The sequence below is a fragment of the Salidesulfovibrio brasiliensis JCM 12178 genome (assembly GCF_001311825.1).
In the GTDB taxonomy this organism is placed as follows: Bacteria; Desulfobacterota; Desulfovibrionia; order Desulfovibrionales; family Desulfovibrionaceae; genus Pseudodesulfovibrio; species Pseudodesulfovibrio brasiliensis.
Genome location: NZ_BBCB01000002.1, coordinates 127463 through 142821, shown reverse-complemented (window position 1 = coordinate 142821; position 15359 = coordinate 127463). Strand labels below are relative to the sequence as shown.

Below are 15359 nucleotides of genomic sequence, written 5' to 3'. Positions count from 1 at the left end.
GCTCGCTACTGTTCGCCCATGAGCGTGCGCAGCACGTCTTCCTTGCCGACAACGCCGACCAACTCGCCGTCATCGACAACGGGCAGGGTGTACATCTTCTTGTTGCTCATGATGGCGGCAAGCTCGTCGATGCCCGTTTCCGGCCCCACGGTGAGCGCCGGGGACGTCATGGCGTCCTTGACCGACAGCGCCGTGATCTTTTGCATCTCCTGATCCAGATCAGCCATGGAGGACAGCGGGAAGATGCCGTCCAACAGGGTGAAAAAGGAAGGAAGCGACAGCTTCTTCTGCTGAGCCACGAGGTCACCCTGCGTCAGCACACCCACGACCTTGCCGTTCTCGACCACCGGCGCACCGTTGATCCGCTTTTCCAGCATGGTCTTCACTGCGGAGGGAATGTCTTCGTCAGGTGCGAGCGTGATGGGTTCGGTAGTCATGATGTCCATGGCTTTCAGCATGTCGTGTACTCCTTTGCCGCGCGTGGCAGCATATGGGCTATTTCACCGGCAAGGTTGCCCCGCCGTGGGTATTCGTTTTCAAGCATGGTCCCGGCCGCTGCGTGCCAGTAAACGCCGAGCGTGGCGGCGTCCATGGCCTTCATGCCGGAAGCGGCAAGCGCGGCAATGGCTCCGGAAAGCACGTCCCCGGCCCCGCCGACGGCCAGACACGGCGCACTAAGCGGACAAAGACGCGTCTGTTTTCTATCGGCGATGATGGTTCCTGCGCCTTTGAGCACCAAAACGGCCTGCGTTTTTTCAATAAAACCCTCTGCTGCGGAGAGGCGGTCCCGCTGCACCTCCGCCGAGGAGCTGCCCGTAAGACGGCCCATCTCTCCCGGATGCGGGGTCAGCACAGTTCTGGGGGACAGCTCGCCGTAGAGTTCCGGGGCCTGGGACATGGCATTCAGAGCGTCAGCGTCCAGAACCAAGGGCACCGGACACCTTGCAATAATTTCCCGCAGGAAATCAACCGTTTTCCCGCCAGTTCCCAGCCCGGGGCCAAGAGTGACCGCATCGAAACGAGAGAGCTCGGAAACAACGTTTTTCGCAGTTTTCTCATCCCATTGTGACGAATCAACCAACGGCATGGTCATAATCTCGGGCCGACCGCCCTTTACCTCGGCACATAAAGATTCATGGCAGGCCACCGTCACCAGCCCTGCTCCGGCGCGCAAGGCTCCCAGAGCGGCAAGGTGCGGCGCACCTGTCAGCCCCGGCGAACCGCCGATAACGAGAACATGTCCGGCGCTACCCTTGTGCGCGTCGGCCTCCGGCTCGGGGATGGTCCGCATGATCTGAGGACCTACCACGAAACGGCGAACGGGTTTGGCGTCCTGAACAGCTCGGGGAATGCCGATGTCCCTGACGAAAAGCTCTCCTGTCCACTGCTCCGCACCGGGCATGACCAGCCCTGTCTTGGCGGCTTGAAAGGTCACCGTGGCATCTGCGCGAACCGCTTCCGGTCCGGGACGTCCGGTATGGCCGTTCAACCCCGAAGGGACATCAATGGAAAGGACATATGCCCGCTCGCCCAGACGGTTCACGTGACGAACCAGCCTGAGGGTGTCCTTGCGAAGCGTCCCCTTGAATCCGGTACCAAGCAGCCCGTCCACGAGAATATCCGGCTGTGGCAGGGAGCCAAGATTTGCCGTGGCGATATGAAAAAGCGGCACGCCCAGCTTGCGGGCCAAAACGAGGTTGGCTCTCGTCTCTCCACGATACTGCTTCTTGGGGCGGGTATGAAAAACGGCCACCGTTGCGGCGCGGTCCATGAGGTAACGGGCCATGGCAAAGGCGTCGCCGCCGTTGTTGCCGGACCCTGCGAAAAGATAGACTGTCTTGTCGCTTAAAGGACCGGCCTGACATTCAAGTACACGCATGGCCTCGCGGGCCGCGTTTTCCATAAGCACGGAACCGGGAATGCCGAACTCACCTATGGCCTCGGCATCCCATGCCGCCATTTCGCCCGGTGTGGGCAGCGGATTGAGCATGTCTCCTCCATGTCGCATATTACAAACGGCCTTTTCCGCCTTGGATGTTGCTCTTTCGATGATCCGGCTCCTAGCTTTCGATTATCACGACCGCTGCGGCATTGTCCCGTGAGTGGGTGATGGTCACGTGCGCCCGCTTTCCACCGAGCTTCTCCATGACCTTCTGCGCTTCGCCGCTAAAGGATACCTCAGGTTTACCGGAAGCGGTATGGATTATTTCCACGCCCTGAAAGGTCACGCCATCCGCAAACCCGGTGCCCAGCGCCTTGACTGCGGCCTCCTTGGCGGCAAAGAGCGCGGCCAGCCGCGACACCGGCGACTTGGGAAGCTGCGCGATCTCCGCGTCGGTAAGCACCTTGTCGGCAAAACGCATTCCCTGACGCTCCCACGTCTTTTCAATGCGGTCCAGTTCAATGAGATCGAGTCCGATACCGACAATCATGGCTTAATCCACAAAGGTCCGAATGAGATCGGCCATGTCCCGAACGGCGCGGTCCAGCCCCACGTATATGCTGCGGGCGATGATGCTGTGACCGATGGAATATTCGCTGATGCCGGGAACGTTCCTGAAAGCAAGGATGTTGCGATAGTTCAGCCCGTGACCGAGGTTGACCTTGAGGCCGAGTTCGCGGGCGTAGGCCACCCCTTCAACGATCTTCTTCAACTCGACCTGACGTTCACCGAACTCCTTGGCGTCGGCATAGTGGCCGGTGTGAATTTCAATGAACTCGGCTCCGATGTTTTTCGCAGCCTCAATCTGGGCCTTGTCCGCGTCGATGAACAGGCTGGAACGAACGCCCTTTTCATGCAGCGGCGCAAGAAAATCGGCCAGTTCCTGCTCACGGCCAACGCAGTTCAGACCGCCTTCGGTGGTCAATTCCTCGCGTTTTTCCGGCACGAGGCAAACCGTCTCGGGATCAACGTCAAGGGCGATCCGCTGCATCTCGTCAGTGGCGGCCATCTCGAAATGCAGGCGGGTGTTGCAGGTCTTGCGGACCAGCTCGATGTCCCGGTCCTGCACGTGGCGGCGGTCCTCACGCAGATGCATGATGATGCCCACGGCCCCGGCCATCTCGGCCATGTATGCGGCGGTGACGGGTTCCGGCTCGATCCCCATGCGGGCCTGACGCAGGGTGGCGACGTGATCGACATTCACGCAAAGTACGGGCATATGGATACTCCTTGTGCGGATGATGAATATTTCGAGGGTCTGTGATTACGCCTTACGCGCGTAGATGGCAACCGTGCAACACCCGTTTGACAGTATTGACACCCCTGCCGACAGAATATACCAACCCTCTGAACCCATACGACATCATATCACTGGAGAATATACATGAAAGTTTGCATCGTCGGAACCGGATACGTAGGACTCGTCTCCGCCGCCTGCCTTGCCGAAATGGGCAACACCGTCCGCTGCGTGGACGTGAACCCCGAAGTGGTCAAGAAACTCCGTCAGGGAAGCGTCCATATTTATGAACCCGGCCTTGAAGAACTGGTCAAGCGCAACTACGACGAAGGCCGCCTCTTCTTCACCACCGACATCGCCGAAGGGCTCGACGGCGCACGTGTGGCATTCATCACCGTGGGCACCCCGAGCGGCGAAGACGGACGCTGCGACCTGAAATACGTGGACGCCGTTGCCCGCGACATCGGCCAACACATGCAGGAGCCCAAGGTCGTCGTGGACAAGTCCACCGTGCCCGTCGGCACCGCCGATCGCGTGCGCGGCATCATTGCCGGAGAGTTGGAAAAGCGCGGCGCGTCCATCGACTTCGACGTGGTCTCCAACCCCGAATTTCTCAAGGAAGGCGACGCGGTCAGCGACTTCATGAAACCCGACCGGGTCATCGTGGGCACCGAGTCCGAAGACTCAGCCAAGGTGCTGCGCGACCTCTACGCCCCCTTTGCCAGAAGCCGCGAAAAGCTCATCGTCATGGGCACCCGCAGCGCGGAGATGACCAAGTACGCCGCCAACTGCATGCTGGCCACCAAGATTTCCTTCATCAACGAAATCGCCAACATCTGCGAGCGCGTCGGTGCCAACGTCACCGAAGTCCGTGCCGGCATCGGCTCCGACTCCCGCATCGGGTACAGCTTCATCTACCCCGGCGTGGGCTATGGCGGCTCCTGCTTCCCCAAAGACGTCAAGGCGCTCATCAACACCGCCCGCGAGGCCGAATATGACGCCCGCCTCATCCGCTCCGTGGATGAAGTGAACAACGCCCAGAAGCTGGTCATTTCCGACAAGATCATGAACTACTTCGCGGAACAAGGTGGCGTCGAAGGCCGCACACTGGCCCTGTGGGGCATCGCCTTCAAGGCCAACACCGACGACATCCGCGAAGCCCCGGCGCTCTACCTCGTCAAGGCGCTCACCGACGCGGGCATGAAGGTCCGCGCGTTTGATCCGGTTGCATGGGAGCGCGGCGCGGAAGAATTCGCGGACAATCCCAACGTGGAGATCGTCCGGGACCAGTACGACGCCTGCAAAGACGCGGACTGCCTCGCCGTTGTCACGGACTGGAACCAGTTCCGCGACCCCGACTTCGAACGGATTCAGGAGCTGCTCAAGGCGCCGATCCTCTTCGACGGCCGCAACCTCTACAGCCCGCGCCGCATGGGCGAGGAAGGCTTCGCCTACTTCAGCATCGGTCGCTCGGCTGTAAAATAACCCGCCTGGACACAAAAAACTAAGCCCCCGACAACACCAGTTGCCGGGGGCATTTTAATGTACGCATCCAACATTCCCCAGTCCGCCGCCCGACAAAGCCCGGTACCGGCAGGCTGTCGCGGAGCGCAGCTTGCCGGGACCGGGCTTTGTCGGGCAACCAAGGATTCCAAAGGGGATTATCCCCTTTGGTCCCGCTGAAGGCGCCCTCGGAGAGTCGCCGAAGGCATCAACCAGTCTTAAGAGTCATCTTCCAACCCGGTCAGATCACCGATCTCGCCGCCGGTTTCCTCGGCCTTGAGGACGCGGCGCATGATCTTGCCGGAGCGTGTCTTGGGCAGCCGTTTCCTAAATTCTATGGACTTGATGACCGCAACGGGACCGAGCTCGTTTCTGATGTGACGCTTGAGGTCCTTGATGAGCTCGTCATCCTCTTCGGTGCCGGATTTGGTGACAACGAACGCTTGGCAGCTTCGCCCTTGATGGTGTCGGGCACGCCGATGACCGCGGCTTCGGTTACGTCGCGGTGCGCGCCGAAGGCGGCTTCCATCTCGGCAGATCCTACGCGATGACCGGCGATGTTGATGACGTCGTCGGCCCGGCCCTGAATCCAGATGTAACCGTCCTCGTCCTGCGGGCCACATCCCCGGCGTAATAGCAGCCGGGAATCTTTTCGAAGTATTCCTTGTAGCGGTCCTCGTCGTTCCAGAGGCCGGTCATCATGGACGGCCACGGGTCGCGAACCACCAGCAGACCGCCCTTGCCCGCTTCGACGGTGTTTCCGTCCTTGTCCACAACGTCGGCCTTGACGCCCGGGAGGGGCTTGGTGACGGACCCCGGCTTGAGGAGCGAAATGGGCAGCGGACTGACCATGAACATGCCGGTCTCGGTCTGCCACCATGTGTCGATGACGGGACACTCGTTGCGGCCGATGTTTTTGTAGAGCCACGTCCAGGCCTCGGGGCTGATGGGTTCGCCGACGGAACCGAGGAGGCGCAGGCTGGAGAGGTCATGCCGTTTGGTATGCTGAACGCCGAAGCGCATGAGCATCCGGATGACGGTGGGCACGGTGTAGAAGATGCTCACCCCGTACTTGGCAACGATGTGCCAGAGGCGGTCAGCTTGCGGATAGTTGGGATGGCCTTCGTAGATGACCGTTGTGGTGCCGCTGAGCAAGGGACCATAGACAACGGCGCTGTGACCGGTAATCCAGCCGGGATCGGCGGTGCACCAGAAAATGTCGGTGGGCTTGATGTCAAAGACGGTGGTCAGAGTGCGGTGCACGCCGACCATGTAGCCGCCGTGGCAGTGTGTGACGCCTTTGGGCTTTCCGGTGGTGCCGGAGGTGTACATAAGGAAGAGCGGATCATGCGCCTCCATGACCTCTGTGGGCGCGGTGTTACGCTCCTGACGGATGAGGTCGTCGTACCAGAAGTCGCGTCCGTCCACCATGTCCACGCCGACCTTGGTGCGCCGGACCACGACCATGGACTCGACACAGTCGGCACACGCGCCTACGAGTGCCTCGTCCACGGTGTCTTTGAGGCGAAGCACTTGCCCGTTGCGATAAAAGCCGTCAGAAGTGATGACGGTCTTGGCCTGCGCGTCGTTGATGCGCTGGCGCAGGGCCTTGGCCGAGAACCCGGCAAAGACAACAGAGTGAATGGCCCCGATCTTGGCGGTGGCGAGCATGGCCACCACTGTCTGGGGAAGCGGGGGCATATAGATGACAACGCGGTCGCCCTTGCGCACCCCGAGAGATCGAAGCGCGTTGGCGAAACGGTTCACCTCGCGGTACAGCTCGAAATAGGTGTATTTCTGGGAATCGCCGGGCTCGCCTTCCCAGATGAGGGCCAGTTTGTTCTTGTTGGCGGTCTCGATGTGGCGGTCCAGACAGTTGTAGACGATGTTGCAACGTGCGCCGGGGAACCAGCGGTAGAAAGGCTTTCGGGAGTCGTCGAGCACCTTGTCCCAGCGCTTGAACCAGTCGAGGTGGTCCGCGGCCTCCTCCCAGTACCCGAGGGGATCGTATTCGGCCTGACGCCGGGCGGTCGCCAGTTCCTGCGGGTTGACGTTGGCCTCGATCACCAGTTGCGGCAGAGGACGGAAAACACGCTCTTCATGCAGCAGGCTGTCAAGGGCTTCGAAACGATCCATATATCTCCTCCTCGCGCGGCCGGTAAAGGTGGTCCACGAGTCTGTTTCAACACAACTGGCGCGGCAAGCCCCGCCCTATTCGGTGAGCGGGTCGCCGGACCGGATGAACGGTCAAAGGCCGAGAATCTGCTTGAGCTCGGCTATCCTTCGGCGGCTGATGGGCAACTCGATGCGGGTACGCCCGGCGGTTCTGAGCATGAAATTGCTGCCGGGCATGCTGGCTATCTCCGTAACCATATCGAGGTTTACGAGATACTTGCGGTGGACCCTGAAGAAACGGTGCGGCTTGAGCCGGTCTTCGAGGTGCTTGAGCCGGTACGAAGTGAGAAATTTCTGATTGGCGGTATGGACGTAGGAATAGTCCTCGTAGGCCTCCACAAAGATGACCTGCGAATAAGGAATAAGAATCATGCTGCCGTCCTGGTTCACGGCCAGCTTTTCCAGTTCCGGAAGGCGGTTGGCGGATTGGTCCCACGCATTGCGAAGCGCGTTCAGGAAGTGCTCCTGCTCGTCTTCTTCAAGCGGAAGCTGCACGGTCTTTTCGTCGGACTGGTTTTCCTCGTCAGGATCGTCCTGCCACTGCTCGGGTTCGGGGATTTCCCGATACTTGGTCTTGAAATCGCCAAGCCTGTCGATAGTTCGGGCAAGCCTCCCGGTGGCAGGCGGCCAGAGAAGATAGTCGATGGCCCCGAGCTCAAAGGCAGCGTAGGCCTGCTGTTCGGATTCGGAGATAAAGACCAGCGCAGGGCGGGCCTTCCTTCCGGCAAGCATCTGGGCCAGCTCGATTCCGTCAGCCTTTCCGGGCAGATCAGTACCGAGAAAAAAAGCCCCATAGGGAATGGACTCAAGCAGTTCCAGCGCCTCAAAGGCGTCAACCGCTTCGCCAAGCACCTGCAGGAACGGCACTTCCGCCAGTTGTGAGCGCAATTCGGCCCGCACCTGGGGATCGGGATGTATCAGCAGCGTCTTGAGCTTGGGCATGACCGCAACACCGGAGCTTCATTCACAATCCTAGGCCCCGCCTCCATCATCTCTTCCTAACGGGAAACGCGCGGAACCGCAAGCACCCAGCGCTTGACATGACGACCGCCCTCTTCTATATGAGTAAATCAAGATATCTCAATATACGGATTTAATCATATTTTGAAAGGAGCGAGCATGTACATTCACGAAGCCTGCGAAAATGACACCCCATTTCTCTCTTTGGAATTCTTTCCGCCGCGCAGTGCCGGAGCCATGCCAAAGTTCCTGCGTTCCGCGGAAAAGCTTAAAACACTGAGCCCTCTTTTTGCGGCAGTCACCTGCGGCGCGGGTGGCGGCGGAGCCACAGGCACACTGGAAACCACGAGTCGGCTTGCGCGTGACCTTGGCTTCACCGTGATGCCTCACGTTACCTGCGTCCACAACACGCCGGAATCCGCAAGGGAACTGGTGCGCGAATTCCGCAAGGCCGGAATCCGCAACGCGCTGGCCGTTCGCGGCGACTTCCCCGACGGAATCGACTCCGCTCCCGAAGGACTGCGCCACGCCAGTGACCTCGCGGCAATCATGCTCGACGAAGCCCCGGACATGGCAGTAGGTGTCGCAGCCTATCCGGATGCGCACCCTGAGTCCGGAACGTTTCAGCACGATCTTGAAGTACTCAAATTCAAACTGAAATCGGCCAGCTTTGCCGTGACCCAGCTCTTTTTCGACAACAGGCGCTACTTCGATCTCGTGGATCGACTGAATGCGCTGGGGTGCCACAAGCCCATCATACCGGGAATACTTCCCATCCGGTCGCTCGGACAGATACGGAGACTGATGACGCTTTGCAGCACGCCCATACCAGGTGACCTTCTCGCAAAGGTCGAAGCGGCAGACGCCCAGGGCGGAGATGCAGCCGTCCGGGAACTCGGCGTCGAATACGCCGTGGAACAGTTGAAGGGGTTGGTGGATGGCGGCGTCCCCGGCACCCACCTGTACCCCTTCAACCAGGCGGACCTCTGCCTGGAGCTTGCCGAAAAAGCGGGACTCATACCCTAACAACCTTTTTCATTCGGGAAACGGAAGGCGGTGAAAAGCCGCCGCGGACACGCCGCCGTAAGCAAGGGAAAGGCACGGCACGACCACTGACGCGCATCGGGAAGGTCGGCCGGAAAGCCGGAGAGCTCATAAAGCACCGCCCTGCGAGCCGGAAGACGTCCCGGATGAAGGTACACGCCCTCGTGCAACGGGCAGCTACCGAATGGTAAAATATACAAAGCACTGCCGGAAGCGCGTCGCCGGCCAACCTGCAACTATCCGGAGTGTAAACTGATGTTGACGCATTCCCTTGGTTTTCCGCGCATCGGCGCGAAACGGGAACTCAAATGGGCGCTGGAACAATACTGGCGCGGCGAGATTGACGAATCCGCATTGAACGAAACCGCATTTCAGGTAAGACGACGGAATTGGGAGATCCAGCGGGACCGCGGAATAGAACTATTGCCAGTCGGGGATTTCTCCCTTTACGACCATATCCTTGACACGGCCTTCATGCTCGACGCCATTCCCGAACGATTTCGGGAAGGCAACGGCCAGAGCGGCATCGACACATACTTTTGCATGGCTCGCGGCGACGCCGAAAAGGACATCCCGGCCATGGAAATGACGAAATGGTTTGACACCAACTACCACTATATTGTGCCGGAGCTTGCACCGGATCAGGCATTCACCCCCAACCCGGACCCCCTGCTTGAACAGCTGCAGGAAGTCAACGATCTCGGCATGTCCGGAAAACCCGTGCTTCCCGGACCGCTCACCTTCCTGCTCCTTTCGCGTTCGACAGAAAAAGACGCGAATACGCTGGACCTTCTTCCCGCCCTGACCGAAGCATATGCACAGATTCTCTCTTCACTGGCAAACAAATGCGAATGGATTCAGATTGATGAGCCGATCCTTGTCCAGAATCTGCCCAAAGCAACCGTCGAGCTCCTGAGCCCTGCTTACGAAAATCTTGCAAAAGCAGCCGGTCCCGCCAAGCTCCTGCTGACCACCTACTTTGAGGGAGCAGCCCACCACGCAGAGACCATTCTCTCGCTTCCCGTGGCGGGCATCCATCTGGACCTCGTGCGGGCTCCGCAACAGCTTGACGTGTTTCTCCAAGAATATCCGAAAGACAAGACGCTGTCCCTTGGAGTCGTGGACGGAAGAAACGTCTGGAAAACAGACCTCAACACGGCCGTGGAGCCACTGAAGGCCGCTATAAAGGAACTTGGGGAACACCGTGTGATGGCTGCCCCGTCCTGCTCCATGCTGCACGTTCCTGTGGACCTTGAAGCCGAGTGCAAACTCGACGGAAACATCAGGAACTGGCTGGCGTTTGCCGCACAAAAATGCACGGAACTGCGTGTGCTCGCCTTTGCAGCCCGAGACCTGAACTGCGTAGAACCGCTCAAGAACAATGCAAACGCCATTGCCCAGCGCCGGAACAGCCCTCTTATCACCAATCCAGAAGTTCGAAAGAGAGCCATCACGAAGGAAATGACCAGCCGGAACTCGGTTTTTGAACAACGCTCGGCCACGCAACAGGAGCGCCTCGGACTGCCTGCGCTTCCCACCACGACCATCGGTTCATTCCCGCAGACCGAGGAAGTGCGAAAGACTCGTGCGGCCTTCAGGCACGAAAGGATCGACGCTGCAGCATACGAAGATACCATGCGCGAGTACATCAAGGATTGCGTCCGCAAGCAGGAAGCCATTGGCCTCGACGTGTTGGTTCATGGCGAACCGGAGCGCACGGACATGGTGGAATACTTCGGCAGGCGACTTGACGGCTTCTGCTTTACCGACTTCGGATGGGTGCAGAGTTACGGCTCCCGCTGCGTCAAGCCGCCCATCATCTACGGCGACATCTCCCGCCCAGCCCCGATGACCGTGGAATGGACAACGTATGCAGCGTCCCTCACGGACAAACCGCTCAAAGGCATGCTTACCGGCCCAGTCACCATTCTCTGCTGGAGCTTTGTGCGCGACGACATGGAACGCATGGACGTCTGCCGCCAGATAGCACTTGCCATCCGCGACGAAGTGGCTGACCTCGAAGCTGCGGGAATCGGCGTCATCCAGATCGACGAACCGGCGTTCAGGGAAGGTCTTCCCTTGCAGAAAGGAAAACGGAAAAAGTATCTGGCCGATGCCGTAGAGAGCTTCCGCATAGCCTCATGCTGCGTTCGCGACGAAACCCAGATTCACACCCACATGTGCTATGCTGATTTCAATGACGTCATTGAACACATTGCAGCGATGGACGCAGACGTCATCAGCATCGAGGCCAGTCGGAGCGCAATGGAGCTGTTGGAAGCGTTTGCCGACTTCAGATACCCCAACGACATCGGCCCGGGCGTATGGGACATCCACAGCGCCCGTGTGCCCTCCGCTGAAGAAATGGCGCAGAACCTGCGCAAGGCGACCCGGGACATACCGGCAGCACGAATATGGGCCAACCCTGACTGCGGCCTGAAAACCCGCGCGTGGCCGGAAACACTTGCCTCGCTGGAAAACCTCGTCAAAGCCGCGAAAATCGTTCGCAATGAACTACTAACATAACGCTCCTCCTTATTGCCCGCACGGCCCGGAAAGGCTATCGTGGCTCCATGACGGAAACCTGTTCGCGCATAGCGGTACTCTCCGATATTCATGGCAATCTCGAAGCCTTCCGGGCCGTGCTCGGCGACATCGAGTCCCGTGACGTGGAAATGACCGTCAGCCTCGGCGACGTCATCGGCTACGGCCCGGACCCGCAGGCCTGTGCCGATCTCGTCCGCGCCAGCGGCATCAAAACGATCATGGGCAACCATGAACAGGGGCTCATCAACAACATCTACCTCGCGCGCTTCAACCCCACCGCGCGCGACATGCTGCTCATGACCCGCGAAATGCTGGACGAGGAAACCGTCCAGTGGCTTATTACACGACCAAAGGCGCTCACCATCGGCGACTGCCGCTTCGTGCACGGCTGCCCGCCTGACCTCGTCTCCGAATACCTCTGGAAACATGCGGGCAACTACGAGCCGCTCTTTGCCGCATTCATCGAGCGCTACTGCTTCGTGGGACACACCCACGAGTTGCGGCATGTTCACGGCAACACAAACAAAGCTACAGCCGAACACCTCACCGGCGGTACCTTCCGGCTCGACACAGGCCAGCGGCATATCATCAATGCCGGGGCCGTAGGGCAGCCCAGAGGCAACGGACCCGACGCAAAGTATCTCATCTTCGACACAGTTGCCGCCACCATCGAAGTCCGCTTCATCCCCTACGACAACTTGAAGACCGCCGAAAAAATACGCAGGCTCGGTTTTAACCGCGCCTTTGCAGACCGGCTTCTGTAAGACCCTCACCTATAAATGATTATCACCGGGGAGCCATTTCCGGTTCCATCCCTGTCGCCACGCACGGCGATCCAGTGCACCCGCACCTCATCATCAGTTTCTGCTTCCAGCGTGATCGTCCTGCACATTCGCCCCACCCTGACCTTGATACGCGATCCCCGACGAAGAATGTCCACCCCCTCGGCCACCACAACATCATCGGCGTAAACCCTCACCTTTCCTCCGGTGCGGCTGCCGATGTTGTCGTCAGCCTCGAATACGACAGTATCAACAAATGACAGCCCGCCGAGATACAGAGTCGAGCGACGCTCCCGATTACCGTCCGGGCACTTCTCGCCGCCAAAGCAGAAATTCTCTCTGAATCCGAGCAGTTCCGGATCATCAAGAATGGCCTGACGCCGTTCCTTTTCTTCGCGCTCCTTGCGCTCCTGCTGCGCAATTCTTTCCCGCCTGCGCCGCTCATCGATCTCGGCCTGACGCTCTCGTGCCTCCAACTGTTGCTGAGCACTAAGCCGGTTCCATTCGGCTTCGGACATCCCGAGCGGGTACAGCCCCACACAACCCCACAGGATCGTGAGCAGAGACGCCAGAGCCAGCAGGTTGAAAATGATACGCATGATTCCTCCGGAGTTTCGAGCGTGAATATGCCTCCCCTTCAAGCAACGGACGTGCCGAATCTGCCTTCCCGCCAAGCGCCACTTGACCGGAGCCGTAAAATTCAACACCTTGACCCAATGAAACGACACAGCGCCTGCACCTTCGATTGCCCGGACAGCTGCTCATGGCTGGTGGACGAGACCGCACAGTCCATCGTCGGCAACCCTGAACACCCGTTCACTAAAGGCTTCTGCTGCCCCAAAGGGGCAAAAATGTTCAAGCGGCTGAACGCCGAAGACAGGATTACCGAGCCACTGCTTCGCGAAGGCAGCACCTTTCGCCCCATCGACTGGGATACAGCCCTTGACCTGTGCGCGGAAAAACTCAATGCCTTGCAGACGTCACCGGAGCGCATTCTCCACCTTCGCGGGTTCGGCTATCGCGGCGTCCTCGGCCATGCGAGCATCGCCTTTTTCAAGGCCATCGGAGCCACCCGGACCGAAGGCGCGCTGTGCGACGACACCGGCATCGAGGCCTGCATCAGGGACTTCGGCTCGCTCAACCACAACGACCCGGAAGACATCCTGAACGCCCGCAGAATCGTCAACTGGGGCAAGGACTTCCACAGAAGCTCCATCCACATGGCCGCCCTCGTCCGCAAGGCGCGAAAGAACGGCGCGAGTGTGTTAAGCATCTCCATCGGCGGCGACCGAACATCCTCGCTTTCCGACCACGTCATCCGCATCCGTCCCGGCACCGACCGCTTTCTGGCCGCAGCCGTGGCAAAACAGCTTTTCGCGTCGAAAAGCATCAACAGGAAAGCGCTTGACCGCACACAAAACGCTGAGGCGTTCAAGGGTGTCCTCAACAGCGTTTCCATGGCCGAACTGCTATCGGCCTGTGACGCAAACCGTGAAGACGTGGAACTGCTTGCCGAGTGGTACGGAAGCGGCGACCCACTCTCGGCGATCATCGGCTGGGGCGTGCAACGGCACCTTCATGGCGGGGAGGCGGTGCGCTTTATCAACGCGCTCTCCATGCTCAGCGAAAACGTGGGAGCACCGGGCCGCTGCGCATATTACAACATATCATCCGGTCGCAACTACGCAAAATGGCAGGCCAAAGGATCGCATGACGGACCAACGCGAACCTTTCTTGTGCCACGGCTAGCCCAGGAACTGGAACAGGCCGATCCGCCGATTGAGTTCTGCTGGGTAGACGGTTTCAACCCCGCCAATCAGGTCCCGGATGCCATGGCTGCGGCCAGAGCCATCAAGAGCATTCCCTTCACCGTGGTGGTGGATGCCTTCATGACCGACACCGCCATGCGCGCCGACCTGATTCTTCCTCCAACGCTGACGCTGGAGTATGAAGACGTCCTCGGCTCTGCGCTGCATAACTACGTCAACCACTCCTCCAAACTGGTGGAGCCGCGCGGATCATGCAGGCAGGACTTCGACATTCTCAAAGACCTCGGAGCACGACTTTCCGCCCCTGTGATTATCCCTGACCGGGAGACTTGCTTCAAAACGGCCTTTGCCGAAGCTCCTTTTGACATTGAGCAGTTGCGACAGCATGGCTTTGCCCGGGGCAACTGGCCGCAGGTAGCGTTCGAAGGTATGCGTTTCGATCACCCTGACGGACTGTACAGACTGCCGGAGCAGCTCGCTGCTCCTGAGGACATGAACGCCAACTGGCCTCTTATGCTTATGTCACTTGTCCGCAGAGAAGCGATCCACTCCCAGATTCCCGAAAAGGACCAAAAGGAACTCCCCGTCGCTCGTGTTGCGCCGGACTGTTCTGTCCTGAAGACACTCACTCCGGGCAACCGGGCTCTGCTCGTCACGCCCGCTGGCCGGATGGTCGTCAGGCTGGAAGTTGAAGACGGCATCCACCCGGAAGCTGTCATCATGCGTCGGGGCGGCTGGCTGAAACATGGACGGAACCCCAACGCCGTCATCGAACAGCACGTCACCGACATGGGCGGCGGCGCAGCTATTACAGCCAGCGCTGCAGTCTGCTCACTCTCAAATAACGCCACCACTCACCCCCTCTCTTCCTCCTGCCCCGAACGCGGGCGGCCGATCGCTCGCGCTTTCTGACAAGCTGCAAAAATCATATCCTGTTATGTGCTGCTTTTGCTATTGATGTAACACTGTAAACCCTCCTCTTGATCGAGCACTCATCATTGCCGCCACCGCATACCGGCAATTCGATATTCAAGCAGGTCAACCTGTTTGATCACTCGGAGACTGCACATGAACACATGCTCACCCGTCGGCCAATAACCCTAGTCATTGTATACAATTAGAAGCATTTTTACTGACATAAACACATACCAGATGCAGCGACCACTCAGACATGACCACCTATCAGGTAATTTCACCATTTCGCACTGCATTTGACAAAAAGGAATCTCTTTATTATACAAGAAAAATCGACAGATAAGATTCTATCGATTAAATCCGATCCAGATATCACCTTACACTGAAAGGACTGTAATAAAACCATTGCAAAACATTAGCGTACTACTAATGCATAGCAAAAATAAGTTTTTTACATTACAAAATTCTTTACTACTTAAAATTAC

Annotated in this window: 11 protein-coding genes, 1 pseudogene and 1 riboswitch; of the genes and pseudogenes, 5 read left to right on the top strand and 7 right to left on the bottom strand. The window is 58.9% G+C overall.

Features of this window, described 5'->3' with window-relative positions; translation table 11 throughout:
• Positions 1–5: 5 nt before the first annotated feature.
• The 4 genes from JCM12178_RS01860 to JCM12178_RS01845 form a co-directional block, all read right to left on the bottom strand.
• Positions 6–458: a CBS domain-containing protein gene (locus JCM12178_RS01860; protein ID WP_054648261.1), complete on the bottom strand. Its 453-nt coding sequence runs from the start codon at positions 456–458 to the stop codon at positions 6–8.
• The gene (locus tag JCM12178_RS01855; protein WP_054648260.1) at positions 452–1990 is read right to left on the bottom strand and encodes a bifunctional ADP-dependent NAD(P)H-hydrate dehydratase/NAD(P)H-hydrate epimerase; all 1539 of its coding nucleotides are present in this window, start codon (positions 1988–1990) and stop codon (positions 452–454) included. The genes JCM12178_RS01860 and JCM12178_RS01855 overlap by 7 nt, the downstream gene beginning before the upstream one ends.
• 70 nt (positions 1991–2060) lie before the next feature.
• Positions 2061–2432 (bottom strand): holo-[acyl-carrier-protein] synthase, encoded by a 372-nt coding sequence (locus JCM12178_RS01850; RefSeq protein WP_054648259.1) that lies wholly within the window; start codon positions 2430–2432, stop codon positions 2061–2063.
• 3 nt (positions 2433–2435) lie between these two features.
• A complete protein-coding gene (locus tag JCM12178_RS01845) occupies positions 2436–3161 on the bottom strand; it encodes a pyridoxine 5'-phosphate synthase (RefSeq protein ID WP_054648258.1) in 726 nt (241 codons plus the stop codon).
• Positions 3162–3326: 165 nt separating this feature from the next.
• Here JCM12178_RS01845 and JCM12178_RS01840 point away from each other — a divergent pair, with 165 nt between their 5' ends.
• Entirely contained in the window at positions 3327–4664 is a 1338-nt protein-coding gene (locus JCM12178_RS01840) for a UDP-glucose dehydrogenase family protein (protein WP_054648257.1), read from the top strand.
• A 236-nt stretch (positions 4665–4900) separates the two neighbouring features.
• Here the strand turns inward: JCM12178_RS01840 and acs are convergent.
• Both acs and JCM12178_RS01830 read right to left on the bottom strand, forming a co-directional pair.
• Positions 4901–6818 (bottom strand): annotated as a pseudogene (gene acs, locus JCM12178_RS01835) (acetate--CoA ligase).
• 111 nt (positions 6819–6929) lie between these two features.
• Entirely contained in the window at positions 6930–7799 is an 870-nt protein-coding gene (locus JCM12178_RS01830; RefSeq protein WP_054648256.1) for a LytR/AlgR family response regulator transcription factor, read from the bottom strand.
• 177 nt (positions 7800–7976) lie between these two features.
• On the opposite strand from JCM12178_RS01830, the gene JCM12178_RS01825 reads away from it, so the two are divergent.
• The 3 genes from JCM12178_RS01825 to JCM12178_RS01815 all read left to right on the top strand — a co-directional run bounded on the left by JCM12178_RS01825 (position 7977) and on the right by JCM12178_RS01815 (position 12172).
• On the top strand, positions 7977–8843 hold the full coding sequence (locus tag JCM12178_RS01825) for a methylenetetrahydrofolate reductase (RefSeq protein ID WP_054648255.1): 867 nt from the start codon (positions 7977–7979) through the stop codon (positions 8841–8843).
• Positions 8841–9022: riboswitch (cobalamin riboswitch) on the top strand. Its footprint overlaps the gene before it by 3 nt.
• A gap of 94 nt (positions 9023–9116) precedes the next feature.
• Positions 9117–11387, top strand: a complete 2271-nt coding sequence (gene metE, locus JCM12178_RS01820; protein ID WP_054648254.1) for a 5-methyltetrahydropteroyltriglutamate--homocysteine S-methyltransferase — start codon at positions 9117–9119, stop codon at positions 11385–11387.
• A 47-nt stretch (positions 11388–11434) separates the two neighbouring features.
• Complete coding sequence (locus tag JCM12178_RS01815; protein WP_054648253.1) at positions 11435–12172, top strand: metallophosphoesterase family protein; 738 nt, start codon at positions 11435–11437, stop codon at positions 12170–12172.
• Positions 12173–12177: 5 nt separating this feature from the next.
• Here JCM12178_RS01815 and JCM12178_RS01810 read toward each other — a convergent pair whose 3' ends face one another.
• Complete coding sequence (locus JCM12178_RS01810; protein WP_054648252.1) at positions 12178–12789, bottom strand: hypothetical protein; 612 nt, start codon at positions 12787–12789, stop codon at positions 12178–12180.
• Between the two features lie 117 nt (positions 12790–12906).
• Between JCM12178_RS01810 and JCM12178_RS01805 the strand changes: the two genes are divergently transcribed.
• Positions 12907–14871, top strand: coding sequence for a molybdopterin-dependent oxidoreductase (locus JCM12178_RS01805; RefSeq protein ID WP_083465679.1), 1965 nt, complete (start codon positions 12907–12909; stop codon positions 14869–14871).
• Positions 14872–15359: the final 488 nt, after the last annotated feature.

Coding starts and splice junctions, on each gene's coding strand:
- JCM12178_RS01855 (WP_054648260.1), bottom strand. CDS start 1,990: ATGCTCAATCCGCTGCCCACACCGGGCGAAATGGCGGCATGGGATGCC.
- JCM12178_RS01810 (WP_054648252.1), bottom strand. CDS start 12,789: ATGCGTATCATTTTCAACCTGCTGGCTCTGGCGTCTCTGCTCACGATC.
- JCM12178_RS01860 (WP_054648261.1), bottom strand. CDS start 458: ATGCTGAAAGCCATGGACATCATGACTACCGAACCCATCACGCTCGCA.
- JCM12178_RS01825 (WP_054648255.1), top strand. CDS start 7,977: ATGTACATTCACGAAGCCTGCGAAAATGACACCCCATTTCTCTCTTTG.
- JCM12178_RS01840 (WP_054648257.1), top strand. CDS start 3,327: ATGAAAGTTTGCATCGTCGGAACCGGATACGTAGGACTCGTCTCCGCC.
- JCM12178_RS01830 (WP_054648256.1), bottom strand. CDS start 7,799: ATGCCCAAGCTCAAGACGCTGCTGATACATCCCGATCCCCAGGTGCGG.
- metE (WP_054648254.1), top strand. CDS start 9,117: ATGTTGACGCATTCCCTTGGTTTTCCGCGCATCGGCGCGAAACGGGAA.
- JCM12178_RS01850 (WP_054648259.1), bottom strand. CDS start 2,432: ATGATTGTCGGTATCGGACTCGATCTCATTGAACTGGACCGCATTGAA.
- JCM12178_RS01805 (WP_083465679.1), top strand. CDS start 12,907: ATGAAACGACACAGCGCCTGCACCTTCGATTGCCCGGACAGCTGCTCA.
- JCM12178_RS01845 (WP_054648258.1), bottom strand. CDS start 3,161: ATGCCCGTACTTTGCGTGAATGTCGATCACGTCGCCACCCTGCGTCAG.
- JCM12178_RS01815 (WP_054648253.1), top strand. CDS start 11,435: ATGACGGAAACCTGTTCGCGCATAGCGGTACTCTCCGATATTCATGGC.